Source organism: Mycolicibacterium monacense, assembly GCF_010731575.1.
GTDB classification, from domain to species: Bacteria; Actinomycetota; Actinomycetes; order Mycobacteriales; family Mycobacteriaceae; genus Mycobacterium; species Mycobacterium monacense.
Genome location: NZ_AP022617.1, coordinates 3,829,638 through 3,855,854 on the forward strand (window position 1 = coordinate 3,829,638; position 26,217 = coordinate 3,855,854).

Here is a 26,217-nt window from a genome sequence, read left to right on the forward strand (position 1 = left end):
ACGAGAGTGAGCGATGGAGCAAGGTAAAGTCCTGCGGGCAGACGTGACGCCGATTCCCGGCCTTGTCCTTTGGGAACTGCCTGTTCATGGCGACAACCGCGGCTGGTTCAAAGAAAATTGGCAGCGGGAAAAGATGGTGGCGGCAGGGATGCCCGATTTCGGTCCTGTACAGCATAACGTATCTTTCAATACGGCAGCTGGCACTACCCGTGGTATCCACGCCGAACCCTGGGACAAATTGGTTTCGGTAGCTACAGGACGCATATTCTGCGCGTGGGTTGACCTTCGCTCGGGCCCATCCTTCGGCGCTGTATTTACCGCCGAACTCGATCCGTCTCGTGCCGCGTTCGTGCCTAGGGGCGTCGGTAACGCATTTCAAACACTCGAACCCAACACTGCCTATATCTATCTTGTCAACGATCACTACTCTCCGGACGCTACTTATACATCCGTGAACCTGGCCGACGAGACCGTGGCGATCGACTGGCCCATCCCTCTATCGGACGCGGAGCTGTCGGAGAAAGACCGCGCCCACCCGCGCCTAGATCAGGTGCTGCCCGTACCGCGCCGTAAGACGTTGATTCTCGGCGCGAGCGGACAACTGGGACGAGCTCTTGTAGACCTCCTTGGTAACTCACCGCATGCTGAGTTCGCTGGACGCAGCGACGTTGATCTGACTGACGCGCGCCTTCCGTCGGCGCGGCGGTGGCACGACTACGACACAATTATTAACGCCGGCGCTTACACAGCTGTCGATTTGGCGGAGTCGGCCAAAGGACGTGCGGAGGCGTGGGCAACGAATGTCGTCGGTGTTTCGGCACTTGCGCGCATCGCAGCATCCCACGACATCACACTCGTACATCTTTCCAGCGATTACGTATTCGATGGCACCGCCACTCGGCCATATCGGGAGGACGATGCGGTGTCACCGCTCGGGGTCTACGGGCAGACTAAAGCGGCCTCCGACTACGTCGTCGCAACAGTCCCTCGTCACTACATCATCCGTACATCATGGGTAATCGGCGACGGCCGGAATTTTGTGCGCACAATGCTGTCGCTCGCCACGCGCGGCGTCGACCCATCCGTAGTGAACGATCAGTATGGGCGATTAACCTTTGCCTCCGAATTGGCGCGAGTGATCAAGCACCTAACGGAGAATCGCGCACCGTACGGTATTTACAATGTGAGCGGCGACGGCCCAGCGATGTCCTGGATGGATGTCGCCAGACAAGTTTTCAGGCTTGCGGGACACGATCCCGAAAAGGTGAAGGGTGTCGGCACTGACGACTACTTCGTCGCTGCTACGGCCCCGACGGCTCCACGCCCTCGCTACAGCGTTCTCGATTTGAAGAGGGTGAAGTCAACTGGCTACCGCCCTCCAGAAGCCGAAGATTCGCTCGCAGCTTACGTGCGAGATGAGGTCGGGTGAACGTCCCCGCGACGCAAATGCGGCTAGACTCTGGGCCAACGTTGCAACGGCTGCAGGATGCGCCGATCAGCTTGCGTACTTAAGTTTATGCCCGTGTCGATCTGACCGAAGTCAGCCACACGGCAGCTCGGCAGCGACGTCATCGAGTCGGCCGATGTATATCAGTTTGACATCGATACGCCGCGCTTGGTGCGCCGTCGCTCAAGACTGGCTACCGAATAACGCCGTAGCGCTCAAGGTAGCCGACGGCAATAACCCCAAGTCGGCCGACGATCAAGGCGCTTCCCTAAGGCCCTGTCTCACGATCACTTCGCACGCCATGACGCAATTATGCCTGAGGTGAGCCCTTCGGAGTGGTCCAGTTGTTATGCGACTCTGTCGCCCGGCTTGCGGGCAAGGAAGAATCGACAACGACATGGCAACGAACAAGCGCCGGCGGCACACCCCGGACCAGATCATCCGCAAGCTCGCCGAGGGCAACAAGCTCCTCGGTGCCGGCCAGGAACTGGCTGAGGTGTGCCGGCATCTGGAGATCACCGAGTCGACGTGGCACCGCTGGATTGCCCAGTACGGCGGCATGAAAGCCAACGAGGCCAAACGGCTCAAGGAACTCGAAGCCGAGAACGCCCGGCTCAAGAAGCTGGTCGCCAACCAGGCCCTCGACATCGACATGCTCAAGGAGATTTCGGCGGGAAACTTCTAACCCCGAACCGCAAGCGCAGCGCGGTCATAGCGCTGCGTGAGCGGTTCGGGGTCTCTGAGCGCCGGGCCTGCACCGTCGTCGGTCTGCACCGTTCCACGATGCGGCTGACACCGGCACCGGTCACCACCGAGGAGGCCGAGCTTCGTGCCTGGCTGCGCCGGTTTTCCACCGACCGCCCGCGGTGGGGGTGGCGCCGGGCCGCCAAGATGGCGCGCCGTGCCGGCTGGAAGGCCAACAACAAGCGCATCCGCCGACTGTGGCGCGAGGAGGGCCTGCGGGTGCCTCAGCGGCGCCGCAAGAAGCGGCTGACCGGCATCGGTGTCGCCGTGGGTGCGATGTCCCCGATCCGCCCGAACGTGATCTGGGCGATGGACTTCCAGTTCGACACCACCGCCGATGGCCGCACGCTGAAGATGCTCAACGTCATCGACGAGTTCACTCGCGAAGCACTCGCGATCGAGGTCGACCGCGCCATCAACGCCGACGGCGTCGTCGACGTGCTGGATCGCCTGGCCCTCACCTACGGGGCGCCACACTATGTGCGCTTCGACAACGGTCCCGAGTTCGTCGCGAACGCCGTGGCCGATTGGTGCCGATTCAACAGTGCCGGTTCACTTTTCATAGATCCGGGCTCGCCATGGCAAAACGCCTGGATCGAATCATTCAACGGCAGGCTCCGTGATGAACTGCTCAACCTGTGGCGCTTCGACTCCCTGCTGGAGGCCCGCGTGATCATCGAGGACTGGCGCCGCGACTACAACGCCAACCGACCCCACTCCGCCCACGGCGAACTCACCCCAGCCGAGTTCGCTCTACAGTGGACCACGACCCATCAACCCCAAGTCGCATAACGACTGGACCACCAAACGGGTCCCCCTCATGCCGACTTGAGAAACCATGTTGCCGCGGCCTGTGCTCGGCCGCGAATGCGGTGTGAGCGCTCAGCAAGTAAGTTCAATTATCGGCGGTAGCAGGCGGTGAATCTGCAGCCCAACGGACCGAAATATTCCATCACTACTGCCGATCGGATCGAAAATGTCTTCGACCTCGTCGCGAGCGAGGCGCGCGCGAAGGGACGAGAGCGATGCTAAATCAGTGGCATCGGAGCGCGACGCCAGGCGCGAGGCTTCATCGAGCGTGAAGGTGTTGTGCAACTGGCGTGGCGCCAGTTCCAACACGCTGTCTCGGTGCGCTTTCGTCATGGTGAGTATCAAATCAGATCCAAGCGCTAATTTGTCCGTCAATTGCCTGGCTGCGAAGCGCGCAGCGTCGCCGGCAAGTTCTTTAACCACACGCGCAGCGAGCGGATGCATGTCCTGACCTACCAACGCTCGAGTGCCAGCGCTAGCGGCGTGTACATTCCGAATGCCTTTTCTGTCGCAGTACTCAGCGGTGAGTCGTTCTGCAATTGGTGAACGGCAGATATTCCCGGTACAGACGAAGAGTATACGCAAAGCACTCCTTGGCTAGTCGGATTGCCTTCTGACCGACGTGGACGCCGCACCCTAAGCTTAGAACCTTCGGTTGGTCATGTCGGACGCGTAGTACTCGCGTCGCCGCAAAAACGTTGCGTCTTCGCCGGGCCCAGACTCGCTGCTTGCTGGCGGACAACCACCTGCCGAAGCAGGATGGAAGCCTTTTCGCCTCAATGGCGCCTATGGCCTTTCCCTGCGGCGAAGTGCCGCGTCGAAGCGAATATGGTATCGCGCCCTCAGGTCACTTGACGTGCCGACTGTATGGCACGTGTGGCCCAGAGCCTGATTGCGGGCCGGGTCAAGACACCACACAGAGCCCCGGCATGCTCATCTTGGCACCACCACTGCGTAGCAGCGGACCCGTGCGCCAGTGCGACCCATGCTGGGTGTGGCAGTTCAGGCAGTTGGGGCACGGCTCCCCAATCGTACAGTTTTCGTACTGCGGTAGGGTCTCACGAGGCAATAGTTCGCACAGGCCAGTTGTTCGGAGCGGACATTCGAGCTGTTTCGCTTTCCCAGCGGAGGGTGGGGTAACTTGCGATCGCGGATTGTACGCGTTGCCGATAAGCACCTCCTAATCGTGGCCAATCTAATGGCGGCCGGCTGTGGCACCATTTCTGGGGTCCTATTGACCCGCGGCCTTGGACCTGCTGGACGCGGAGAATTAACAGCCGTGGTGCCGATAGCGGTACTACTGAGTTCCGTCTCCCTGCTCGGACTTGTCGACTATGTTATATGGTTTACGGCACGTAACCGGAGTTTCCCCGGATGGTCGACAATTCGAAAAAGTCAACTGATCGGGCTCCTATTGGCTGTAGTTACTTTTTGCATGGTTCTTACGGCGACGATCATAAGGCACCCGTCAACGCTCTGGCTTGCCATCATTGCCGTGCTTAGTCTACCCGCAATGCAGACAGCATTGATCAAACAGGGCTACCTGCTAGGGGTGGCGCGGTACAAGCAGTTGTTTGTTGTGCGCGTACTGCCTCAGTTGATCGTGTTGTTTGCCGCTTTGGTATTTCATTACTTGTCGTACTTCAACGTTCTGTTGGTGGGGACAGTACAGCTAGCTGCAACGGCAGGAGTCTGCCTACTATTCCGTACCGGCGGAAAGTCGAATTCCGAACAGGAGGAGCGGGATTCCCAACTAGTCTTTAAAGTTTCCCTTCCGGCCTGGACTGCAGGATTACCCGCCCTTGCACTACAACGTTTAGACCTATTGTTAGTTACCATCCTTATCCCGTCCACAGCGCAAATCGGGTTCTATTCCGCTGCTATTACACTATCGGCACTACCTCAGATGGTGGCGCAGTCGATAGGCATGACCATTCGCGCGAGCGCGGTGACGGCAGAAAGCAAGCGGCGCTTACTGGGATTCGGGGCAGACGCGTCAATATTCTGCGGTTTCACCATGGCGCTGATGCTAGCTGCGCCCTACATAATCCCGCTATTACTAGGAGAGAATTTCCGTCCGGCGGTCACCCCGTCCGTGTTACTTCTATGCGCTGCGATCCCCTTAGGTCTATCAACATTGCTTGCTGAAGAAATGATCGGATTCAATAAGTTCCGTTACGTGGGCCGCGCTTGGGCGATCGGCGCGGTTCTAACCGCGACGTTGGTGGCAAGCCTTATACCAATACTTGGAATTATGGGCGCCGCCCTAGGATGCCTGACCGGGTATAGCATAACATTCATCGCTATGCTGCTCTTTCGTTCGAAACTCCTTTGAAACAAGTTCGCATCTCGACCCCATTATTATGAGCTCCGGGATCACCCATCAATGCACGAGTTGTCCGCTATCGGCTTCACTGCAGTGCCTCGCTCTCGATACCTCGGGCGGCGTAACCGAGACGTTTGACGTCGCGGTGGGCACGCACCTGCGCTCAGAAACCTCAATACGGTTGGCGCGCCTCCAAATCGATCGCATAGGCTAGGCCCAGGGTCTCATGCGGGACGCGAAAAGGCGGGGAGGCAGATGAGGCAGCGCGTAGTGCGGATCTTTCACGGCGGAGTAGTCGACCGCTATCAAAGGCGTGACGAAGAGCTAGCTGCGGATTGTGACGTACTTTTAATTGTTCCCGACCGCTACCGAGAACTCCCTACCATGACCCATGGTAAACCTAGACAGTCGGGGCGTCTAACCGTCGCGACATGCCCCACTCGTGGCCCGCTCCGCAATCCGCTATGGAGCTACGACGTTCGAGCGCTGGCGAAACTGCTAGGCCACTTCAACCCAACGATAATCGACATTCACGAAGAGCCATATAGCCTGGCTATGGGGTCTGTTTTGTGGGCGGCACCGAAAACTACTCCGATAATATTTAGATCGAGCCAGAATGTCGAGAAGCGGTACCCTCCGCCCTTTAAGTGGATCGAAGCCCGAGCGTATATGCGCTCCTCCGCCGCGTATGTTCCGAGTCATCAGGCAAGCGATGTGTTGCGATCAAAAGGATACAATAGAGCAATTCATATCGTCCCGAATGGTGTCGAGTTGCCTTCCGCCGATTCTGTCGGCTATGACGTTCACTCGCCGAGATCTATCGTTTTTGCCGGCAGGTACACTGAACGAAAGGGATTGCACGACCTGATCAAGGCTGCGTCAGGGCTTGAGCTGGATCTCCACTTTGCTGGTGGCGAATCGGAGTTGGTCCGCGGGAGCGGGTGGCAGGATCACGGGGTACTCCCATACCAGGCGTTGACGGAACTATATCGTCGATGCGACGCGATTTGCGTACCAAGTCGAGTCATGCCAAGGTGGTCTGAACAATTCTGTCGCAGCCTCGCTGAGGCAATGGGATATGGACTGCTCCCAATCGTCAGTACTAGCGGAGCACTGAGTGACGTTGCCGGCCGTGATGCGATTACCTTTTCTGCTAATTCACCATCTTCGCTTCGAGCCAGCCTCGAACACTTCATTGAGATGCCTGAGCCCCTTTTGGCAGAGAAACGGCGGAAGGCGGCGGAACACGCACGCCAGTACTCATGGTCGGCTACGTCCAAGCAGCTACTTGAGATATACGAGGGTGTCTTGAAGCCGGTAGGCGCGAATAGGTTAAATTCGTGACGTGCGGTCACACGTCTTTGTGGCACAACACCCGTCAGACAAATAGCGCCCACCGAATTAACTTTACGTCAATTCTGACAACGCGGACACGAGGCGCTCAGCGAATCGCACTTCGCTGAACTCGTCGGCGTGGCTCTCGATCGCCCGGCTGTCCCATAGATGCTTCCGACTTCGGATAAGTGCCGCGCGCACGTGGTCTGGAGTTGGCTGATCGAAAAAAAGACCCGTCTCACCCTCGACGACGGTGTCTAGGAACCCTCCCCATCGGAGGACAACTGAAGGCTTCCCAAAAGCTGCAGCTTCGACTGGAGTCAACCCATAATCTTCGTAACTTGCGGACAGCAATGCAGTGCACCGAGCGTACAACCAGTACATTTGACGATCAGTGAGGTCTTTCAGCATGACTACGTTTGCACGGACCGATCGCCGCAAACGTCTCTCCTCGGGACCTGCCCCGACGATGACTAGAGGATAATTGAGCGATGAAACAGCCTCGACCAAAACGTCTACATTCTTATACGGCAACAATCGAGAGACGCAGAGGTAGAAACCTTCACTCGAGTCGAAGGATTTTGGGAGATCAGGCTCGTCCGGAACCACCCCGGGTCTAATCGAGTGGGGGGCTGGGAGAACTTCGGCTTCTATTCCGTAGGTCGCCTTAATACGGCGCATGACCTCGGTGGAGTTCGCGAAGTACTTCGATGCGGTAGCGGCATTTCGACGGTCCCAGCGCTCGAGAAACGGGCGCAGGCCCTCAACTGCGATACGCCGGGGGGTGTATGCGCGCGTGCCGAAGTACGCGTCGGTCTGGTACAGCCAGCGGGCTGGCGAATGGCAATACACGATCTTTGCCCCGGGTACCCTGTAGCCGTGCGCCCAGCCGCTCGTGCTCACAATCAGGCTCTCGGCGTCGACGCGCGTCGAGCTAACTGCAGCCGCCAGGAGCGGCAGCGCCGCCCTGTGCGATCGCCGGAAAATTGCGAATCGGTTCAGCCAACTGGCCCGGATATCTCGTTGCTGGAATTCAGGGTACGTCGAGTTTGGATCATAGAGAGTCGTGTAGATGGATGCTCGGGGGAACGTTCGTGCCATGGCAAGAACAACCCGCTCGGCTCCTCCGCGCTGAGTTAGGTAGTCATGGGCAATTGCGACATCTGGTACAGACACACAGCCCACAATAGCTCCGATAGAAGTCGGCGGGAATCTATGTGTGTACCGGACGCAGGCGTCGCAGCCGCCACGTAATGCACGCAGGCGTAAGCGACGACTTGTTGAGTAAACGGGGCAGCACGATTACGCGAGTATTAAGCGCGGATCCACTGTGCTGCGAGCCTTAAACAGGGCAATCAGCTACGCCGCCTTGTCTCATAGCGGCTCAACGCCCGTTCGATTATCGCAGCGGTGTGGGTGCGAGATGCAATGGCGTCGTCGGGTCGCGGCGCTCTATACTCAGCACCCTGTCCAGAAGATATTCTGGACAGGAAATTCGACAAGTAATCCGCACTCTCAGCAACAGATGCATCGATGGGAACCCCCGCCCGGGCTGCGAGCAGCTCCCCGTAGGGAGGTATGTTGCTCGCGATGGTGGGAATGCCCGAAGCGAGCGCCGTGTACAGGGGTAGACCGAGCCCCTCGTATGCCGAGAAAGACACAAACCCCGAACAGCATTCGAAAAGCGCAGCGAGGACCTCATCGCTGACCGCAGACCGAATCTCAGTCCTTGGGGGCAATCTCTCTGGGGTGAAGTTGCTAACTAATACCAGCTTCCAGTCGGGGTGCTGTGGGCCGGTACGCTCCCACGTATCTAAGAGATATGCCAGCCGCTTGTTTGGGCGGTTAGCTGCAACTGAAAGTAGAAACTTGTCATGTGCCGGACGGCTGTGCACAGGATTTATGGCCCCCAGATGGAGCGGCACCGGGTTCACCCGGGGAAAATGCCTTTTGATGGAGCTCGCCGTGAAATCACTAACCGCAAACACCGCGTGTGCCCGGGAAACGGCTGTCCTCTCCCTTAAGAGCAACTTTGGATATTCCTGCGGTCGGTCGAGGCTGCCCAGGTCATGTACCACCACCGCGAGTCTGCGTGCGTTCGCAGGCAACGGGGCGAGACGGGGGACGAATACCCAGTCGAATCGCATTGCGGTGCTGCACTTGAGGGTTTCGAGTTGGCGAAGCAGCCCACGTTGAACGGACCGCTTAGCTAGTACAGAGACCTCTAGTTCCGTGCACGATGAGAGAGCATCATAGAGAAACCGCGTCACCTCACCCACACCGGACCGATCGTCCATGCCTCGGCCATCGAACAGTACTTTCAACACACCTCCGCCGGTCTGGCAACGGACACGCAGGAATATTATTGGCGACGAAGCCCTGGGCCGCCCTTTACTTGGGCCGCGGAACCTACAGTATCTCGACTTAGATATTTAGATCGCGGCGGATTACTCGAAGTGGCTGCAAGTAGTCCAATTAGAAACAGCCCACTTCCGGTGGTCAAGATCGGTACCGTAATTGAAGCAGTCAGAACGTATGTACACACAACTATCCGCGTATGTGCCCGCCGCCGGTCTTGAGCGGAAGCTATGAAGCCTAGTATCGCGATTCCATATAGGGTTAAGCCGACGATGCCCGCTTTCCAGTAAACCATCCAGTATGAGCTATGGATGTCATTCTTCATCACGATGCGGCCATTATCAAGAAATACGATCTCGGTGCCGAGTCCGTCGCCGAAGATGCTTCGCGCCCCGATACGGTCTGTCACAGCGCTGGTCTCGGATTCGCGATAGGCGATAGATTCTGATCCAAGTCGTGACGATTCAAAGCGTGAAAACAGATTCGGCGTCAGCACAGCCAATAACGCGGCGCCGAGAAAAATGACAGCGAAGGTCCGAAATCCGGCACGGTAGTATCCAGTTGGCTGCACCCGAGTTTCGAGCGGACGAACGCGTGATCTCCGCACCAGATGCCTGAGCGCCAGGCCAATGGCGCAGGCCCCCGCGGTAGCGATGATTAGCGTGAAGGTACCGCTAACCATCAGCCCACCCACCAATAGAATAAGCTTAAATGTCGAGGGCGAAGGCATCAAGCCGCAACAGACAAGTGCGATCAGTATCCCAAAAACCCAATCCAGAGCAACTCGGCTCAAAGGCGTAGCCCCGTCAAGCAGAAAAAATGCGTTATGGACGGGCTGGTCTACTAGCGTAACCACATACGCGAAGCCTAACAACGCAAATAGCGCTTGACTATAAACAGCTGCATTGAATACGCGCCAGATATATTGGGGTGGCAGTCGTGAACCTATGATCGTCCCCGCCATCACCGGCACTGCTAGTAGTATCTCGCTCGAGCCGGCATAGACCGATCTTCCAGCAAGCATGGTCTGCAGGTAGGCAAATGCGAGTAATAGGGCGAGCGGAAGCACGACTTTCCAGTTGATAGATCGTCGCTTTATGAGCGCAAGCGCTGCGCCGGCCGCGCCGATCAGAATAAGATCGCGTTGGCTAACATTGAATCCCAATACACTGATCGGCGCACCAAGCTCTCTATACCAAAGGGCGGTAAGGACGAGGATACCCACCAAAACGGCGGGATTAACCATCACGAGAACCGCCGCCACCGCCAATCCAACTGGGATGACGACGGGAACCTGCGCCGCAAAGAGTAGATAGAACGAGGCGAGAAGATATGCCCCGCAGACCACCACAGCCACGCCGATTCGTGTTTGACCAGCGGATGTGTTCGAAGGTGGCTGTATTTCCGCCCGGCTCGGTTCTAGGCTGGCAATTGCACTCAACTGTCACATCCCTGTTACTACAGCCATTGCGGATCCTTCATTGTAGTAGTCTGGGAATTCGCGTGCCGACGATCGCTTGGGACCTAAGTACAACGCTTCGCAACGGGGTGGTCTCGCCGGCAAGGTGGTTCGACAGCGAGGTCAGATCGGCCGGTCTTGATCTTAATCTCTGTGTCGATGACTGAATTTGGCGTGTTAAACAATACCTGTTAGGTCCAGAGATTTCATTACGAGTCAACGCGCCTCCAAGTAACTAGCCACGCTGTAGACGGCGTTGTACTGCAGATATGGGTCGATGGCTGCGCTTCCGCATCTCGAGAACCCAGCGCGCCCATGCCAAACGGACAAAGATCTTCACCTCGATAGTTAGCGCCTGTACCACTCTCCGGCGGAGGTGTGGTTGTAACACGGCACGGTATAAGAACTCGATTCGCAACCGTACTACCCAGTCCGGGGGTCTAGGCACCGTGCCCGCGAGCGTCTCAATCGCGCCTCCGATTCCAACAGCCACGCAAGCAGGGTCCAATTTTAGTAGTTCGGACCCGACGATCTCTTGTACAGGACTCCCAAGAGCGATGAGGTAGACCAGTCCACTCGGACCCAAGTGCTCCCGCTGCGATGCCCAAATCGCCTCTGCTTTAGTTGCGGCAAGACTGGCCGTAAAACGTCCGCCGTACCCTTTCCAGCCATAGCGCTGAAGCAATCTGTTCCGTGCCTCATCGGAAGCTCCCACGACCACGATTGTCTTTTCTGGCCAGAGAGTGCCTTGTGCTACGCGTTCCACTAGTTCTCGGCCTGTAATCCGGTGCTGACGAATTCCCTTCAGGGCCAGAAGCAGAATAATTCCATTACCGTCAGGCAGTATCAGTTTGGCCGACTCAAGCGCCTCTCGGTACCCTTCATTACCCTCGGCAACCCATAGTTGCCATGGCGCTACGGTACAGATAGAGCCGGCGCCCAACTGCTCCACGTCGCTCCAGGTGGCAAGGTCCACAAAGCCCGAACCCAATGCTACTCGCACGTTAGTCGGCTCTTTTGATATCAAGACTGGCTTTTTTACGCATCGCAGACCATCCACCAGTCAACAGCCTCCCAATAGTTGCTGCTCTAATCCTGGTTATCAATCTCATAAAATAGTACTCAGTCAAAGAAAAGTGCTTCAGGTAATATAGCCGCTTGCTTTTCTCGCGCTCGATGTTTCTGTCGAGCGATTGGTTACTTGAGCCCACCCCAGCCGCGTGATATACCTTGATATTTCTTGCCACTGCTATTCGTGCCCCGTTGTCCAGTAGGCGCTTCTGAAGGTCGTTCTCCTCACAATACATAAAGAATCGTTCATCGAACCCTCCTATAGCGATTAACGAGCTTCGCCGAACAAAGATGCAACACCCGGAGACGCTAGCCGCGGAAGTCAGATACTGGATGCCGTCTATCGATTCACCGACACGGTAACGTCTCGTACGCCACGGTGGACCCATCGCTCTTGAGAAAGAATCGTCTTCCGAGACGAAAGGCGCGATGACGTCTACTCCGCCGACACGCGAAGCCAACTCAACAAGTTCGATAGCCTGAGTAGACGTCATTTCAACATCTGGATTCACGAATCCTACCCACTCAGTATTGACGCTCTTCCATCCAAGGTTGCAGCCGGCGCCGAAACCGTTATTCTCCGACTGGATTATTGTCGGCCGAATTGTCCATCTTTCGACTTCTGGAAGTTTGTCGCTCGCGTTGTCTACCAGCACGAACCGAATCGATTCTGGATCGTATCCCACGGAAAAATTGAGTTCATACGTCGGCAGCACAGTGTCACTGTTGTGCAGTACCGTTACAATCGACACCATCGGCTTCATATCGGCTGCCTAGTTTGGGACATCGTTACTACTCCGAAGATGTCGGAAGGGTGATCTTCGAACGACGCCACGCACTTGCGGACTATGTCGGATCATCGAAGCGACCTCGCCAAGGCAGCCGACCGCCCCCGCCGCTGCGCCGACGGCACCGTGATGCCGGTGCGCATATCGCATCCGGGATTCGAGGTTGAATTTGTGCATCGCCGGTGACCTACCGTGGCTCCCACCGACTCGGTGCTGCACTGACACTCCCGCGTCGATCCATGCCGCCCCGGGCGGTAGTCGGTGACAGATGTCTACATCCTCCCAGAAGAGGAAGAAATCTTCATCGAAGCCGCCGACCGCTTCAAATGCCGAACGCCGCCAAACCATGAATGCTCCGCTTATCCAGCCCACCGGTATTAAGCTCGACGTTTCTGGCGGAATATCTATCCTGAGCGGCCGCCTCAGTGCAATATCGAAAAGACTAGGCAGACGGTTCGCATCGCTGACACGGTCACCGTTCTCGTCGAATAGCCTGGGCCCTATCACCTGAGCTGATTCGTTACGAGCCAGCGAGTCAATTAGTGATTCCAAATCCTGAACCGCGAACGAGACATCGGGGTTTACTATTGCCAGGTATTCGGATCGGGCTGAGCTCGCCAGGGAATTTATTCCCGATCCGAATCCTATATTCTCGCCAAAGCAGATGTGAATTCGTCCACTATCGTTAGCAGCGGCTAGTTCTTGCAATTCCATGCGAGTCCCGCCATTGTCGCGGAAGTATATGTTCCAGGTGGGCGGAAAACTCTCCGTGAACCGTTTCCAGAATTTGTCGATATCGTGCCCGCTGTTGTAAGTCAGCACTAACACGTCTACAGCCATCAGCGTCCACATCTCCAGCTGGCAGGTTTTGATCCCGATTTATCACATACACGGGCTGAGGGTCGCCTTTATAGAATGCGTATCTGTCATAGCTTTCTTGACGAATCTTGCTTTTCGGTCCCTTCCCCATAATAACCGTATTGGTAGCTATACGCGGAGCTGCCTCGTACCGGCATCATCGTAAAGACCGCTCCAAGTATGGGTGCGCCAACATTACGAAGGCTTTGGACTGCGTGCCTTAGTTGATCCCGCTTTGTCTGGCCGTACTTGGCGATCACGAGCGCGCCGTCTGCCTCGGCTGCCACTATGGCTGCATCTGTTACGGCGAGGAGTGGTGTCGAGTCAACTATGACGTAGTCGAATCTGGCACGTAGGTCGCCAATCAATTTCTTGGCCGCCTTGGACCCGAGGAGTTCGCTTGGGTTAGGCGGTACTGGGCCAGACGCCAAGATCGAGAGTCCGGGAGTGCTCGAGTCTTGTAGTGCCTCGTCCAACGACGCGGAGCCGGCGAGCACTGTGCTGAAGCCGACGGATCCCACCAATCCGAGGTACTTGTGAAGCATCGGGCGCCGCATGTCGGCGTCGACGAGAAGCACCTTGTGTTGCGCCTCCGCGAGCACTAACGCGAGATTTATCGCCGTCGTTGACTTCCCTTCGTGCGGCACTGAGCTAGTAACGACGATAACGCGAGGGGGATTATCTACTGCTAGGAATTGTAAATTCGTACGGAGTTTACGAAACGACTCTGCGATTCCACTGTTGTCCTTCTCAAAGTCGATCGCAGGTTGTCTCCGTCGTTGCTTGTCCAGAGGTACCGTGCCCACTATCCCGGTTCCTGACAACTCCTCAAGGGTTTCACGACTCTTGATGGTGTTATCCATAACGTCGAGAACAATAGCGATGCCGATTCCGAGAAGGAGTCCGAGAGCAAGGCCGCCGACGATGTTACGAAGCTTACGGGGTACCACTGGCTCTTCTGGAATTGACGCCTTCTGTTCGACAACGACGCGGGCGTCGGGTTGCGACCTTCCCTCGGGAGTCTCCAGCGAGCGCACCATTGAGACGAACTCGTCAGACAGTGTGTTCGCGATGTCGCGCGCTCGAACCGGGGACTCGTCTAAGACGGTAACTGATATCAGCACTGTGTCAGGTACTGCGGTCGCTTTTACACGCTTCTGTAGCGATTCCGGATCGACTTGTAGTCCGAGCTTATCAATGGTCCGTTGAAGCACGGTTTCACCGTTGAGAAGCTCGGCATACGAAACGACTCGCTCCTGAGAAAATCGGTTGCCTTGATAGATTTCCGTCGCTGAGGTACCCGCTGTGGTTGAGACGAACAATCGAGTAGAGGCTTGGTAAAGGGGAGTTGTCAACATCGTCACTGCAACGGCCGCTAGAACGCCGATCACCGTTGCAACGCTGACGACAATCCATCTGGCCCTCAGAGACTTCACAAAGTCTTGGAAATTCAACATGGCCCTTTCGTAAACTCAGCCCGCATCGAGGCAGCAAACGGTGCCGCTTGCGTAACGTTGCCGGAGGCGTCCCCCATGCCGGCTGTCGGTTTCTGGGGCTGCGTGCGAGCATCTCGACGTATCGGAGGATCCGTCTGGGCGTCTATCGAGATGGCGCTGCACATAAATCGCTACCGCAGGCCTAGCCTGAGCACGCAGGCACCGATATCTTGGGATCGACAGTGTCAATCAGCGGCTGCACCGGGACGCGTGCAGGGCCGGCTGACGTCGGCTCCGAAAGCCGGAAGCTCAGCTCGCCGGATTGACCGGGCGGTATGCCGAGCTGCACTTCGAAAGTCGGGTGCCCACGCTCGGTCCCGCTGAAGACGGGCACCTGTTGTCCGTCGACCAACGCGCTTACCAACGTCGCGCCTGTCGTCGCCAGCAGACGGACGGAGGTGACCATCGCACCTTTGGGCACGTCTAGCGGAACATCTGGGCGAATTCCTGGCGCCGTGGCGACGTAATCCGGAAGCCCCGTCTTCGGCGCCTCGTTCGCCAGCCGAATGGTGACGGTGGACATTCTTGTGTCTGCATTACATCCGTCAGCGACGTACTCGATCTGCCTTCTCAGGTAGTAGTCGAGCTTATTCCCGCCCAAGTTATTGATGACGACCTCGGCGTACGGCGCGGGATCATCGGGAACCACATGAGCCAGCGGAGTTTCTTCGAGTAGTTCCTGCTCGGCAGGCACCGAACCCCACACTGCAATCCGACGCTCGCCCACGGCCTTCCCAAGTGCGTCGAGCAGCTTCTGAGGCGATTCGATTCGTCCCGTGATCTTTCGGACCACTTCGTTGGCGATGTCTTGGAGATACGTCTTGCGCGCCGTCTGATCCGTGGGGAAACGGCTGTACGCGGTCGACTCGGTGAGTTCGACGACGTTGTCCTTGGTAATCACCTCACCGTCGGGCATCCGCACCGGGCCTACTGCTCCGAGCACGTAACTCAGCGTCACCGGATCGAGAAGGATGACGCCGTCGACGTTCATCCCCGTCTGCTCCGCCCACATCGACTTCCAAATCTGGGCTGCGTATGGGAAGTGAGAGCTCAGGTTGCTGTTACGGAAATCCGTCATCGGATTGGTGAATCCATACATATCCGCGAACTCACGACCCAAGTCCACCGAAGCCGAGGCGCCGTCCAGATCTCGATTTGATGCCAAGGTGTCGACAGTCGCGGTGCCGTTGTCGAACCGCAGAATGCCGAACCCACCGAGTAGGCCTCCGGTGCCCCGCGCTTCGGCATTCGTCTGAAATGCCATGAAGTACGTACGAGCGCCGTCCGCGCCCATCATCGACGGCGCGAGACGCGCAGCCAGCGCCGTGTTGTCAAGTAGGCCAGCGACATTGGACGTTTGTTCCTGCAATTGCGATCGAGCGTCGCGCAGGAGTGACACGTAGCCCGGATCAGAAATCGCTTTCGCATTCTCATCAAGCTCGGTGGCGGCCGCTGCCAGCGCGGTCAGATCGGGTTCGCGTTCGCGGAGCGCCTGAACGTCTACACGGCTCCCTTGCAGCAGTTGATCGGGTGAGAGTACGGCGCCGACATCTGCAGCTGGCTGCAGTACATCGGCCGCGAGACCGAGTACGACGTCGGAGATTTCTTGGCCTGTGGTGAACGGATCACCTAACCACGGCACCGCCGAAGCAATACTCCAGGGAATCGAATGAGTCGCGTCACGCGCATCCTCTGCGTGAGAAAGCGCTTCATCTGCAAATTTGGCTGCACCTTCGGTGTCGCCCTCTAACAGCGCATCTTTCGCCTGTTGCGCGCTGCTCCGCGCTGCCTCCAGGTTCGACTTCGCCTGGACAGCTCGGACAGCGAGCCAACACCCGAACACGACGCATACAAGCAAGAGAAACGCGCCGGCGGCGAAGGCGATGTGACGGCGCCGAAGATGTCGAAACATCCTCGGCAGTCCCTTTCCGTCGTTGGAATAAGTCGAATTCTCAATCGGTTCACTGCCGTCATTCGCTTCACGCATGGACAACCGTTGCGTGTATACGGGGACTCAATGATGAATCGCGTCCAGCTGAAATTCTGATTCGCATAGCAGGCAGCGCAGGTGCGGTTCCTCGAAAGGAAACCGCACCCGACGTGTCGCCAAGGGCCGGTTAGCCGCGGCCCGTGTCGTACGGCCCGATCTGGAAGAAGCGCTGCACGGCAGTGATGACCGCCTGGGCGAAAGCCACGACCGGTGCAATGAATCCTCGAGCGACCTCGAAGACCAGTGCGCCGAACCGTTCGATGATGGTACGGCCATTCTCCAGCCAGGCCGGCTGCTCAGCGATGTTCATGATCGGGCTCAACGGCGCATCGATCAGCATCTGCGTCACCGGAGCAATGGGCGCCGGCGCAGCGGGCTCGGCATTGGCAACTACCGCCGGGAAGGCAGCAGCGGCAGCGACTGCGCACGCCGCGGTACCCACCTGCAGTCGAGTAACTCCCCCACGAAAATGTGTCGCCATAGTCGACATGTTCCCCCCTTTTATTTAGAACGCCTTTAGTGAGCAAAGTTTCTCAGACCCTAGTGGCGGTGTCAACCGGAACTCGCGGGCCGTACGTCGTGACGGTATCTGGACGAAATATACACGCCGGCGTCGATTCACCACGGCCCGAATCGCTTCGGCAATACGATCCTCGTCCGCGCGCCGCCGGACCGGCTATCAGGGCAGGTCATCAGTTGCGATACATGCACCCTAGCGTCACGCAACACCTGCGAAACAATGTCGATTTGCCCATCAGCCTCGGCATTTCTGTGCTTGTCGACACCATTGGCGGCCAATCCCCCCGGGGCGAAGGTTTGCCAGTACTCGACTTGCCTGCATGTGCAATCGGCAAACCGCTCCCGTCGATCTACTACTCGCCGGATGCATGGTGTTCCGAACCGACACAGAACCAGTGTGTCGTTAAATTTGCGTGAACTGCTCGGCACCAGTGTCGCCGAACTCTCGCACGGCCCGGCGAGCCGTCGAACTCAGATCGTCAAGTACCCGGGGTCGATTCCGACACCTCGTGCGCGTTCGGCTCGGGAATGCGGGTCGCACCAGCGGCCGCCGGCAGAAATGCAAATTACGGGACCCACTCTGCGAATTACCAAGGCCTGCTCGTCATGCCTACGGCCGACCGATCCCCCGGTACGTCCAGCCGGCATCGCGCCACATCTGCGGGCTGAGACAGTTCCGTCCGTCGATAATGATGCGTCGGCGCACGGCCTCACCGAGCTCATCGGGATCTATTGCGACGAACTGCTTCCACTCGGTCAGGATCATCACCACGTCAGCGCCCGCGCACGCCTCATGAATGCCTGACGCGTACGCCAGAGTCGGGAACAGCTGCCGTGCGTTCTGCATGGCCTCTGGGTCGTACACGCTCACCGCTGCACCCTGCAGCTGCATCTGCCCCGCGATGTTCAAGGCTGGTGAATCGCGCACGTCATCGGAATCCGGTTTGAACGCTGCGCCCAGCACCGCCACCCGGGTGCCGACAAACGAGCCGCCCGCCGCCTCACGCGCCAACTCCACCACCTTGTTGCGCCGCCGCATGTTGATGCTGTCCACTTCACGCAGCAGCGCGAATGCCTGACCGGCCCCGAGCTCACCGGCCATCGCGATAAACGCACGGATATCCTTCGGAAGGCATCCACCGCCAAAGCCGATTCCAGCATTGAGGAAGCGCCGGCCGATCCGCGCGTCGTGCCCTATTGCATCCGCCAGTACCGACACATCTGCACCGGTGGCTTCACAGATTTCGGCGATGGCGTTGATGAAGGAGATCTTCGTGGCTAGAAAGGCATTCGCGGATGTCTTGACCAGCTCGGCAGTCGCCAGATCGGTGACCAGAAACGGGATGCTCTCCTCGATCACCGGCGCGTAGATCTCGCGCGCGACGGCTTCCGCGTTGCCAGGACGGTCGCGATCGACGCCTAGGACGATTCGGTCGGGATGCAGCGTGTCATTGACCGCGAACCCCTCCCTCAGGAATTCCGGATTCCATGCCAACTCAGCCTGCTCACCTGAGGGCGCCAGTTTGCGCAATCGGGCACCCAACCGCGCCGCCGTCCCAGCGGGCACCGTCGACTTTCCGAAGATCACCGCCGGACGGGTCAGCAGCGGGGCGAGCGACTCGACCACCCCGTCGACATAACGCAAATCAGCGGCGAGTTCGCCGTGCTTCTGCGGAGTTCCGACGGCGATAAAGTGAACGTCCGCGAACTCGGCAGCTTCCTCGTACGACGTTGTGAACCGCAACCGCCCAGCCTTGATGTTCGAACGTAGAACGTCTGGCAGGCCGGGCTCGAAAAAGGGAAGCTCACCCGCGGCAAGCTTCGCCAGCTTGCCCTCGTCGATGTCGACACCGAGCACCTGGTGACCCAACTCGGCCATGCATGCGGCGTGGGTGGCACCGAGGTAGCCGGTGCCGAATACTGCGATGCGGCGACTCATGTTCCCCCCAAGAAACTCTCGCGCGTGATCATAGCGGGCACTTCGCCCCTTCGCTTCAGAGGCGGAGCACAGCGGGAACCGACCGGGCCATCCGCGCGTTACGTTCCGGAGCGGGATGTGAGGGAGCGAAACCGTGGCCGTAAAACGAGAATCTTACGAAGTCCGCGAATTTCAGTCACATATCCTTTGCTGCCATTAGCTTGGCGACATGAGCGGTCCACAGGCGTACCTCGTCTCGAGCTGGCTTAACAACCGCGCACAGTGCCAATGCGGTTACGAGGGCAAACGCCGCTGGTTTCGCGGGAACGCCGTCCTCGATGTCATCGATCACTGTCAGGTCACCAAGCACAAGCCGGTCGGACTGCCCGCAGGCAAGAACCAGATGCAAGCGCTCTGACCCCACAGACGCCGAACGCCCCCACCAATGGCAGGGGCGTTCAGACGTTAGAGACTTACGCCTCAGAGCCTATGGTCGGCTCCGGCTGGCGCCTACGCCTCGGCGAAGTTACGCGTCACCTGCGGGTCCACCGGGATGCCCGGGCCCGTGGTCGTCGACACGACGATCTTCTTCAGGTAGCGGCCCTTCGACGCCGACGGCTTGGCCCGCAGGATCTCATCCAGCGCGGCGCCGTAGTTCTCGGCCAGCTTCTTCTCGTCGAACGAGGCCTTGCCGATCACGATGTGCAGGTTGGCCTGCTTGTCCACGCGGAAGTTGATCTTGCCGCCCTTGATGTCGGACACGGCCTTGGCCACATCCGCGGTCACCGTGCCGGTCTTCGGGTTCGGCATCAGGCCACGCGGGCCCAGGATGCGCGCGATCCGGCCGACCTTGGCCATCTGATCCGGCGTCGCGATCGCCGCGTCGAAGTCGAGCATGCCGCCCTGGATCTGCTCGATCAGGTCGTCGCTGCCGACGATGTCCGCACCCGCGGCCGCGGCCTGCTCGGCCTTGTCACCCACGGCGAACACCGCGACGCGCGCGGTCTTACCGGTGCCGTGCGGCAGGTTCACGGTGCCGCGGACCATCTGATCGGCTTTACGCGGGTCGACGCCCAACCGGATCGCGACCTCGACGGTGGCGTCCTGCTTCTTCGACGACGTCTCCTTGGCCAGCTTCGCGGCCTCGAGCGGCGAGTAGAGCTTGGTCTTGTCGACCTTCTCGGCGGCTTCGCGGTATGCCTTGCTGTTCTTGCTCATTGATTTCTCCTACTCAGAGTTGTGGTTGGCGGGCCGGAGCTGGCCCTCCCACGGATGACATTGTCGAGATTGCGCTCACGGTTGTGAAAGACAGGAATTCGCAACCCTCAGTGCAATCTCGACGGATCACGTCGAACTACTCGACGGTGATGCCCATCGACCGGGCGGTGCCGGCGATGATCTTGGCGGCCTGATCGATGTCGTTGGCGTTCAGGTCCGACTTCTTGGTCTCGGCGATCTCGCGCACCTGATCCCACGTCACCTTTGCGACCTTGGTCTTGTGCGGCTCACCGGAACCCTTCGGCACACCGGCGGCCTTCAGCAGCAGCTTGGCTGCCGGCGGCGTCTTGAGTGCGAAGGTGAAGCTGCGGTCCTCGTAGACGGTGATCTCCACGGGGATGACGTTGCCGCGCTGCGACTCGGTCGCGGCGTTGTACGCCTTGCAGAACTCCATGATGTTGACGCCGTGCTGACCGAGCGCCGGACCCACGGGCGGGGCGGGGTTGGCCTGCCCGGCCTGGATCTGCAGCTTGATCAGCCCGGTGACCTTCTTCTTCGGGGCCATGCTGTGTGTGTTCCTCTTCTTTTCGGGGCTTGAGTTAGATCTTGGAGACCTGGTTGAAGGTCAGCTCCACCGGTGTCTCACGACCGAAGATCGACACCAGCACCTTGAGCTTCTGCTGTTCGGCGTTGACCTCGCTGATCGAGGCGGGCAGCGTCGCGAACGGACCGTCCATGACGGTGACCGACTCGCCGACCTCGAAGTCGACCAGGATCTCCGGACGCTCCAGCGTCGCCTCCGACGAAGCCGCACCGGCAGCCGTCGAGGCGGCCTTGCCGGGCTTCTTCGCCGCGGCGGGCGGCAGCAGGAACTTCACCACGTCGTCGAGGCTCAGCGGCGACGGCCGCGACGTCGCGCCGACGAACCCCGTGACACCCGGGGTGTTGCGCACCGCGCCCCACGACTCGTCGTTGAGCTCCATGCGGACCAGGATGTAGCCCGGCAGCACCTTGCGGTTGACCTGCTTGCGCTGGCCGTTCTTGATCTCGGTGACCTCTTCGGTCGGCACCTCGACCTGGAAGATGTAGTCGCCCACGTCCAGGTTCTGCACGCGGGTCTCGAGGTTGGCCTTCACCTTGTTCTCGTAGCCGGCGTAGGAGTGGATCACGTACCAGTCGCCGGGCCGCAGGCGCAGTTCCTTCTTCAGCGCGACGGCGGGATCCTCGTCCTCCACCTCCACCGGAGCCGCTTCGGCGGAATCCTCGGTGGCGGCCTCTTCACTCACCTCGCCGCCCGCGACGTCGGCGTCCTCGGTCGCGGGATCGGTGTTGGCGGTATCGGTGGCCTCGGTCTCATCGGTATCGACCAGATCGACGCCCTCGGCCGAAGGCGTATCGCCCTCGAAGCTCGTCACGGTTGTAGTCCTCTCTTGTTACCGGTCGATCCTCGGCTATTCGCCGAACACCAGGCCGACCAGTCGGGCCATGCCATAGTCGAACCCGGCGATCAGCGCCACCATGAAGGCGAGGAAGACGAGCACCACGCTGGTGTAGCTGACCATCTGCTTGCGGTTCGGCCAGATGACCTTGCGCAGCTCGGCGACGACCTGCTTGATGTAGTTGACGACGAACAGGAACGGGTTCGGGTACCGACCCGGCTCCTTCTTCGCGGTCTTCTTCTTCGTGCCGGAACCGTTCTCCGTGCCCGAGCTCTCGGTCAGCTCGGTGGCGTCGGATTCGGCGTCGGTCTCGACGGCCGCACGTCGCGTCCGCTTGCCGGTTGGGCGCAGCGGCCGGGTCACCACAGCTGTCTGACCGCGGGTGTCGTCGACGCCGTCGGTCCCTGCGTCGTCACCGGTGCCTGCGGAGCCGGCACTATCGCGCTCGTCGCTCACCGCATGCCTTTCGTCTCGGGTTCGTGTGGACTCTTCGTACTCATCATCACTGTCCAGTGTCCACGCTTGTCCAGTATTCAGTTGGCAGGGGCGACAGGACTTGAACCTGCAACCTGCGGTTTTGGAGACCGCTGCTCTGCCAGTTGAGCTACGCCCCTTCAGCGACGACAACGCTGGCACTGTTGTCACCGCGTACGGGGCTCACACAATTCGCGCGCTTCCAGACGTTCAGTCGGAAGCGCGCTGTAATGGGAAAACCCCGGTTACCGAGTTTAGCGCGCTGTCAGTCGGACTTCCTAATCCGCTGCCCAGCGACTACTCGCCGACGGCCGTGCGGACCACCTGACCCGTCTCCGGATCCCACTTCGCCGAAATCGAGTTGTCACCCTCGTGGCCCATCAGCGTGGTGAACGACTCCATGACCACCGCGCCCGTCGGGTCGGTCAGCACGTTGCGGGTGGTGACGATGTCGGCGCCGAACCGCTCGTCGACGGTCTCGATGTACATCGTCCCGGTCAGCGCATCGCCGGCCACGATCGGCCGGTGGAAGAGGAACTTCTGGTCGACCTGGACGATCTGCAGGGTCTCCAGCCCGACGTCGACGTGCTGGAAGAAGTGGTTCTGGATCATCACCGCGAAGATCGACATGAACGTCGGCGGCGCGATCAGCGCGTCGTGCCCCAGTTCGGCCGCGGCGCCCTCGTCGAGGGTGGCCGGATCGGTGACCTTCACGGACTTGGCGTACTGACGGATCTGTTCGCGGCCCACCACGAACGTGTCGGGGTACTTCCAGACCATGCCGCGGATGTCGGTTTTGAGTGCCATGAAACGTTCTCCCGCCTACGCCAGCGTCGCGACCGCGACGGCGCGACCGAAGATCTTCTTGCCGCCGGCGGTGGCCGCCAGCGCGATGGTCACCGACTTCGTCTCGGGGTCAGCCGATTTCACGCGGCCGGTGAAGACGATGTCGGCGCCCTTGCCGTCGTTGGGGACGGGCACGACGGCGGTGAACCGCACGTTGTACTCCTTGACCGCGGCCGGGTCGCCCACCCAGGAGGTGATGTAGCCGCCGCCGAGTCCCATCGTCAGCATGCCGTGCGCGATGGCGGTGTCGAGTCCGACCTGCTTGGCGATCTCGTCATCCCAGTGGATGGGGTTGAGGTCGCCGGAGACGCCGGCGTAGTTCACCAGGTCCTGGCGGGTCAGGGTGATCACCTTTTCCGGGAGCTGATCGCCGACCTTGACCGAATCGAACTCACGCAATGCCATTGCTGAAGCCACTCTCTCCGTCTTCGTCGCTACGCCCCGCGAGGGTGGTGTAGCACTCCTGTACGACGTCACCCTTGTCATTGGTGATGACGTTCCTGGTGGTGATGATGTCGGTGCCGTGCGCCTTGCGAATCGAGTCGATGTAGACGTCGCAGTACAGCGTGTCGCCGGCCTTGATCGGCTGGACGAATTTGAGCACCTGGTCGACCTGGACGATCTGGGCATCCGAGATGGCGATGTTGTTCGCCTCGAACATCGCGTACTGCGCCTGGTAGCCGAACACCGAGATGAACGTCAGCGGCGCGAGCAACGCATCGGAGCCGAGTTCGGCGGCGGCCTTCTCGTCGAAGAACGCGGCATCGTCGTTCTTGACGGCGACGGCGTACTCACGAATCTTCTCGCGGCCCACGACATAGTGGTCGGGGTGGCGGTAATGCGTCCCGACGTAGTTGTCCAAGAAAGACACGAGTGATGAACCTAACTAGTCAACCCCTGGCATAGCCAACGGGTTGACCGATCAGCGCGACTCCTTGTGCGCACGGTGCACACCGCAGTTCGGGCAGAACTTCTTGAGCTCCAGCCGGTCGGGATCGTTGCGGCGGTTCTTCTTCGTGATGTAGTTACGGTGCTTGCACACCTCGCAGGCCAAGGTGATCTTCGGCCGGACGTCGGTACTGGAGGCCACGTCAGCTGCCCTCTTTCAAATCTCGTGTCGTTGCTCGTGCTCTGTAGCGGTGGGGGGGCTCGATCCCCCGACCTCACGATTATGAGTCGTGCGCTCTAACCAGCTGAGCTACACCGCCATTCCAGGCGCCTACCACTCGGCGGTCGCCGAGCCCCCTAACGGAATCGAACCGTTGACCTTTTCCTTACCATGGAAACGCTCTGCCGACTGAGCTAAGGGGGCCTGACCCTCGACCTCGGACAACGCCGTGCCGTGGGCCTTAAAGAGAGTACAGTCTGGCCCGCGCAGGCGCCAAACCGCTGGTCAGTGCGACCATACGCGGGCCAGTCCGTACTCGGTCGATCAGGCCAGCAGCCAGTCGTTCGGGGAGAACAACTCGCAGTGCAGCCGCTCGTTGGGAACCCCGCGCTCCTGCAGCTGAGCGCGCACGGCCTGCACAAATCCGTTACCGCCGCACAGGTACACCTCGGCGTGGTCGGGCAGCTCCACCGCGCTCACGTCGAGCAGCCCCTCGCGGGCGTCGGCGTCGGCCTCCTCGTACCAGACCTCGAGCGTGGCGTCGGGCAGCGCGGCGACCAGTTCCCGCTGGCGGTCCTTGAGCGGATGGGTGACCGCCGACCGGTCGGCGTGCCACACCGTCACCGAGGTCGCGGGTGCGACGGCGGCGAGGTGCTCGAGGATGCCGACCATCGGGGTGATCCCGATGCCCGCGGACACCAGCACCAGCGGCCGGTGGTGCGCCTCCGGGTCGGGCAGGTCGCCGAACGGCACGGTGACGTCGAGGACGTCGCCCGCCTGCACGTTGGCCCGGATCCAGTTCGACACCTCACCGAGCGGGCGCACCGCGAACGTCAGGTCGCCGTCGGCCGGGGTGTTGATCAGGCTGTACTGCCGCAGCTGGCGGGCGCCGTCGGGCAGCGTCACGCCGACCGACACGTACTGGCCGGGCCGGAAGGTGGCGAACGGCCGGCCGGTCGAGCGCACGGTCAGCAGGACGGCGCCGGACGGATCGTCCTCGCGGGCGACCACGCTGGCCCGGCGGTACACGTCACCGTCGTCCACCCCCGCCTCGGCGTAGAGGTTGCGCTCCAGCTCGATCAGCGTGCGGGCCATCATCCAGTAGACCGCGTCCCAGGCCCCGGCCACCTCGGCGGTGACGGTGTCGGCGCCCAGCACCTCGACGATCGCGGCGAACAGATGCTCGTGCACGATCTCGTACTGGTCGGCGGTGATGCCGAGTGAGGCGTGCTTGTGCCCGATGCGCGAGAGCAGTTCGGCCGGATGCGGCAGTTTCGGGTCGACCAGGTGCGTCGCGTAGGTGGCGATGGACGCCGCCAGCGCCCGCTGCTGTGCGCCCTGGGCCTGGTTGCCCCGGTTGAACAGGTTGCGCAGCAGTTCGGGGCGGGCGGCGAACATCCGGCTGTAGAAGACCTTCGTGATCTCGTCGATGTGCGCGCCGACCAGCGGCAGCGTGGCGGTGATGATCTCCGCGTGCTGCGGGTCGAGTTCTTCGCCGACGGCAACGTATGCGGTGACGGTCATCAGATGGTCCTTTCATCGGTGGGGTTCTTCAGCGGTGCTCCGAGGAACACCAGGGGAAGGTCGGGGACCGCCAGGTCGGCGATCGTGTAGCGGTCGAGTTCGCGGTAGAACGCCTCTTTGGCGTCGCTGAGCGCCTTGCGCAGCCGGCACGCCGCGACCAGCGGGCAGGGATCCTCGCCGCCGCACTGAATGACCTCGCGGTCGCCTTCGAGGCGGCGCACCAGCCAGCCGACGGACGCGTCCCGGCCGGCGTCGGTGAGGGTCAGACCGCCGACGCGGCCGCGGCGTGCGTGCACCATGCCGAGGTCGGCCAGGCGGGCGACGGCCTTGGCGATGTGGTGTTCGGACGCGTTCGCGCCGGCGGCGATCGTGCGGGTCGTGACGCGTTGCCCGTCGGCCTCGCCGGCGGCCAGCAGCATCATGGTCCGCAGGCCCAGGTCGGTGAAGCGGGTGAGTTGCACACTTCGAACGCTATGTAATTGCGTATGG

General features: G+C 60.0%; 26 protein-coding genes and 3 tRNA genes. 5 read left to right on the top strand and 24 right to left on the bottom strand.

The window, feature by feature from the left end; all coding sequences use genetic code 11:
* The first annotated feature begins 13 nt into the window (after positions 1–13).
* On the top strand, positions 14–1,429 hold the full coding sequence (rfbD, locus tag G6N49_RS18415) for a dTDP-4-dehydrorhamnose reductase (protein WP_083045559.1): 1,416 nt from the start codon (positions 14–16) through the stop codon (positions 1,427–1,429).
* A gap of 415 nt (positions 1,430–1,844) precedes the next feature.
* A protein-coding gene (locus G6N49_RS18420) for an IS3 family transposase (protein WP_085975375.1) occupies positions 1,845–2,983 on the top strand; the annotation gives its coding sequence in 2 pieces (ribosomal slippage) (positions 1,845–2,115 and positions 2,115–2,983; 1,140 coding nt in all).
* A 90-nt stretch (positions 2,984–3,073) separates the two neighbouring features.
* Here the strand turns inward: G6N49_RS18420 and G6N49_RS18425 are convergent.
* Entirely contained in the window at positions 3,074–3,586 is a 513-nt protein-coding gene (locus G6N49_RS18425) for an arsenate reductase/protein-tyrosine-phosphatase family protein (protein ID WP_083044942.1), read from the bottom strand.
* Between the two features lie 601 nt (positions 3,587–4,187).
* On the opposite strand from G6N49_RS18425, the gene G6N49_RS18430 reads away from it, so the two are divergent.
* Positions 4,188–5,336, top strand: coding sequence for an MATE family efflux transporter (locus G6N49_RS18430; RefSeq protein ID WP_133056648.1), 1,149 nt, complete (start codon positions 4,188–4,190; stop codon positions 5,334–5,336).
* A gap of 246 nt (positions 5,337–5,582) precedes the next feature.
* Positions 5,583–6,671: a glycosyltransferase family 4 protein gene (locus G6N49_RS29875; RefSeq protein ID WP_083044940.1), complete on the top strand. Its 1,089-nt coding sequence runs from the start codon at positions 5,583–5,585 to the stop codon at positions 6,669–6,671.
* Positions 6,672–6,734: 63 nt separating this feature from the next.
* Here G6N49_RS29875 and G6N49_RS18440 read toward each other — a convergent pair whose 3' ends face one another.
* From G6N49_RS18440 to G6N49_RS18485, 10 genes are all read right to left on the bottom strand, one after another.
* On the bottom strand, positions 6,735–7,838 hold the full coding sequence (locus tag G6N49_RS18440) for a glycosyltransferase (RefSeq protein WP_235679536.1): 1,104 nt from the start codon (positions 7,836–7,838) through the stop codon (positions 6,735–6,737).
* Between the two features lie 179 nt (positions 7,839–8,017).
* A complete protein-coding gene (locus G6N49_RS18445) occupies positions 8,018–8,740 on the bottom strand; it encodes a glycosyltransferase (protein WP_163647419.1) in 723 nt (240 codons plus the stop codon).
* 284 nt (positions 8,741–9,024) lie between these two features.
* The gene (locus G6N49_RS18450) at positions 9,025–10,377 is read right to left on the bottom strand and encodes a hypothetical protein (protein WP_133056647.1); all 1,353 of its coding nucleotides are present in this window, start codon (positions 10,375–10,377) and stop codon (positions 9,025–9,027) included.
* Positions 10,378–10,714: 337 nt separating this feature from the next.
* The gene (locus G6N49_RS29880; protein ID WP_407665046.1) at positions 10,715–11,539 is read right to left on the bottom strand and encodes a WecB/TagA/CpsF family glycosyltransferase; all 825 of its coding nucleotides are present in this window, start codon (positions 11,537–11,539) and stop codon (positions 10,715–10,717) included.
* Positions 11,484–12,314: a glycosyltransferase family 2 protein gene (locus G6N49_RS18460; protein ID WP_083044936.1), complete on the bottom strand. Its 831-nt coding sequence runs from the start codon at positions 12,312–12,314 to the stop codon at positions 11,484–11,486. Before G6N49_RS18460 ends, G6N49_RS29880 begins: the two co-directional genes overlap by 56 nt.
* Before the next feature lie 9 nt (positions 12,315–12,323).
* On the bottom strand, positions 12,324–13,190 hold the full coding sequence (locus tag G6N49_RS29885; protein WP_083044935.1) for a glycosyltransferase: 867 nt from the start codon (positions 13,188–13,190) through the stop codon (positions 12,324–12,326).
* Positions 13,191–13,264: 74 nt separating this feature from the next.
* On the bottom strand, positions 13,265–14,650 hold the full coding sequence (locus G6N49_RS18470) for a tyrosine-protein kinase domain-containing protein (protein WP_083044945.1): 1,386 nt from the start codon (positions 14,648–14,650) through the stop codon (positions 13,265–13,267).
* Positions 14,651–14,834: 184 nt separating this feature from the next.
* Positions 14,835–16,604, bottom strand: a complete 1,770-nt coding sequence (locus G6N49_RS18475) for a DUF4012 domain-containing protein (protein WP_083044934.1) — start codon at positions 16,602–16,604, stop codon at positions 14,835–14,837.
* Positions 16,605–16,809: 205 nt separating this feature from the next.
* Entirely contained in the window at positions 16,810–17,031 is a 222-nt protein-coding gene (locus G6N49_RS29555; protein ID WP_235679537.1) for a hypothetical protein, read from the bottom strand.
* 780 nt (positions 17,032–17,811) lie between these two features.
* Complete coding sequence (locus G6N49_RS18485) at positions 17,812–19,140, bottom strand: UDP-glucose dehydrogenase family protein (protein WP_083044932.1); 1,329 nt, start codon at positions 19,138–19,140, stop codon at positions 17,812–17,814.
* A gap of 208 nt (positions 19,141–19,348) precedes the next feature.
* Between G6N49_RS18485 and G6N49_RS18490 the strand changes: the two genes are divergently transcribed.
* On the top strand, positions 19,349–19,537 hold the full coding sequence (locus G6N49_RS18490) for a hypothetical protein (RefSeq protein WP_083044931.1): 189 nt from the start codon (positions 19,349–19,351) through the stop codon (positions 19,535–19,537).
* A gap of 92 nt (positions 19,538–19,629) precedes the next feature.
* Here G6N49_RS18490 and rplA read toward each other — a convergent pair whose 3' ends face one another.
* The 13 genes from rplA to G6N49_RS18555 all read right to left on the bottom strand — a co-directional run bounded on the left by rplA (position 19,630) and on the right by G6N49_RS18555 (position 26,189).
* Positions 19,630–20,337 carry a 50S ribosomal protein L1 gene (gene rplA, locus G6N49_RS18495; RefSeq protein ID WP_011558343.1) on the bottom strand — a complete coding sequence of 236 codons (708 nt, stop codon included), beginning with the start codon at positions 20,335–20,337 and terminating at the stop codon, positions 19,630–19,632.
* Between the two features lie 136 nt (positions 20,338–20,473).
* Positions 20,474–20,902 (bottom strand): 50S ribosomal protein L11, encoded by a 429-nt coding sequence (rplK, locus tag G6N49_RS18500; RefSeq protein ID WP_011854758.1) that lies wholly within the window; start codon positions 20,900–20,902, stop codon positions 20,474–20,476.
* 34 nt (positions 20,903–20,936) lie between these two features.
* Positions 20,937–21,752 (bottom strand): transcription termination/antitermination protein NusG, encoded by an 816-nt coding sequence (gene nusG / locus G6N49_RS18505; protein WP_083044930.1) that lies wholly within the window; start codon positions 21,750–21,752, stop codon positions 20,937–20,939.
* Positions 21,753–21,788: 36 nt separating this feature from the next.
* Positions 21,789–22,232 (bottom strand): preprotein translocase subunit SecE, encoded by a 444-nt coding sequence (secE, locus tag G6N49_RS18510; RefSeq protein ID WP_011854756.1) that lies wholly within the window; start codon positions 22,230–22,232, stop codon positions 21,789–21,791.
* A gap of 82 nt (positions 22,233–22,314) precedes the next feature.
* Positions 22,315–22,390, bottom strand: a tRNA-Trp gene (locus G6N49_RS18515).
* 157 nt (positions 22,391–22,547) lie between these two features.
* Complete coding sequence (gene hadC, locus G6N49_RS18520; RefSeq protein WP_011854755.1) at positions 22,548–23,057, bottom strand: (3R)-hydroxyacyl-ACP dehydratase subunit HadC; 510 nt, start codon at positions 23,055–23,057, stop codon at positions 22,548–22,550.
* A 15-nt stretch (positions 23,058–23,072) separates the two neighbouring features.
* Entirely contained in the window at positions 23,073–23,501 is a 429-nt protein-coding gene (hadB, locus tag G6N49_RS18525; protein ID WP_011854754.1) for a (3R)-hydroxyacyl-ACP dehydratase subunit HadB, read from the bottom strand.
* Complete coding sequence (gene hadA, locus G6N49_RS18530; RefSeq protein WP_064874878.1) at positions 23,488–23,967, bottom strand: (3R)-hydroxyacyl-ACP dehydratase subunit HadA; 480 nt, start codon at positions 23,965–23,967, stop codon at positions 23,488–23,490. The genes hadB and hadA overlap by 14 nt, the downstream gene beginning before the upstream one ends.
* A gap of 51 nt (positions 23,968–24,018) precedes the next feature.
* Positions 24,019–24,186 carry a 50S ribosomal protein L33 gene (gene rpmG / locus G6N49_RS18535; RefSeq protein WP_011854752.1) on the bottom strand — a complete coding sequence of 56 codons (168 nt, stop codon included), beginning with the start codon at positions 24,184–24,186 and terminating at the stop codon, positions 24,019–24,021.
* A gap of 44 nt (positions 24,187–24,230) precedes the next feature.
* Positions 24,231–24,304 (bottom strand) — tRNA-Met (locus tag G6N49_RS18540).
* A gap of 31 nt (positions 24,305–24,335) precedes the next feature.
* Positions 24,336–24,408, bottom strand: a tRNA-Thr gene (locus G6N49_RS18545).
* 120 nt (positions 24,409–24,528) lie between these two features.
* Positions 24,529–25,728, bottom strand: a complete 1,200-nt coding sequence (locus tag G6N49_RS18550) for a globin domain-containing protein (protein ID WP_083044929.1) — start codon at positions 25,726–25,728, stop codon at positions 24,529–24,531.
* On the bottom strand, positions 25,728–26,189 hold the full coding sequence (locus tag G6N49_RS18555; RefSeq protein WP_083044928.1) for an RrF2 family transcriptional regulator: 462 nt from the start codon (positions 26,187–26,189) through the stop codon (positions 25,728–25,730). The genes G6N49_RS18550 and G6N49_RS18555 overlap by 1 nt, the downstream gene beginning before the upstream one ends.
* Between the last annotated feature and the right edge of the window lie 28 nt (positions 26,190–26,217).

Bases quoted from the DNA above. Each gene is read 5' to 3' on its own strand.
- G6N49_RS18485 (WP_083044932.1), bottom strand. From the start codon at position 19,140: ATGAGTCGCCGCATCGCAGTATTCGGCACCGGCTACCTCGGTGCCACC.
- rplK (WP_011854758.1), bottom strand. From the start codon at position 20,902: ATGGCCCCGAAGAAGAAGGTCACCGGGCTGATCAAGCTGCAGATCCAG.
- rfbD (WP_083045559.1), top strand. From the start codon at position 14: ATGGAGCAAGGTAAAGTCCTGCGGGCAGACGTGACGCCGATTCCCGGC.
- rplA (WP_011558343.1), bottom strand. From the start codon at position 20,337: ATGAGCAAGAACAGCAAGGCATACCGCGAAGCCGCCGAGAAGGTCGAC.
- hadC (WP_011854755.1), bottom strand. From the start codon at position 23,057: ATGGCACTCAAAACCGACATCCGCGGCATGGTCTGGAAGTACCCCGAC.
- G6N49_RS18460 (WP_083044936.1), bottom strand. From the start codon at position 12,314: ATGAAGCCGATGGTGTCGATTGTAACGGTACTGCACAACAGTGACACT.
- G6N49_RS18550 (WP_083044929.1), bottom strand. From the start codon at position 25,728: ATGACCGTCACCGCATACGTTGCCGTCGGCGAAGAACTCGACCCGCAG.
- G6N49_RS29875 (WP_083044940.1), top strand. From the start codon at position 5,583: ATGAGGCAGCGCGTAGTGCGGATCTTTCACGGCGGAGTAGTCGACCGC.
- G6N49_RS29885 (WP_083044935.1), bottom strand. From the start codon at position 13,190: ATGTGGACGCTGATGGCTGTAGACGTGTTAGTGCTGACTTACAACAGC.
- hadB (WP_011854754.1), bottom strand. From the start codon at position 23,501: ATGGCATTGCGTGAGTTCGATTCGGTCAAGGTCGGCGATCAGCTCCCG.
- G6N49_RS18475 (WP_083044934.1), bottom strand. From the start codon at position 16,604: ATGTTTCGACATCTTCGGCGCCGTCACATCGCCTTCGCCGCCGGCGCG.
- G6N49_RS18490 (WP_083044931.1), top strand. From the start codon at position 19,349: ATGAGCGGTCCACAGGCGTACCTCGTCTCGAGCTGGCTTAACAACCGC.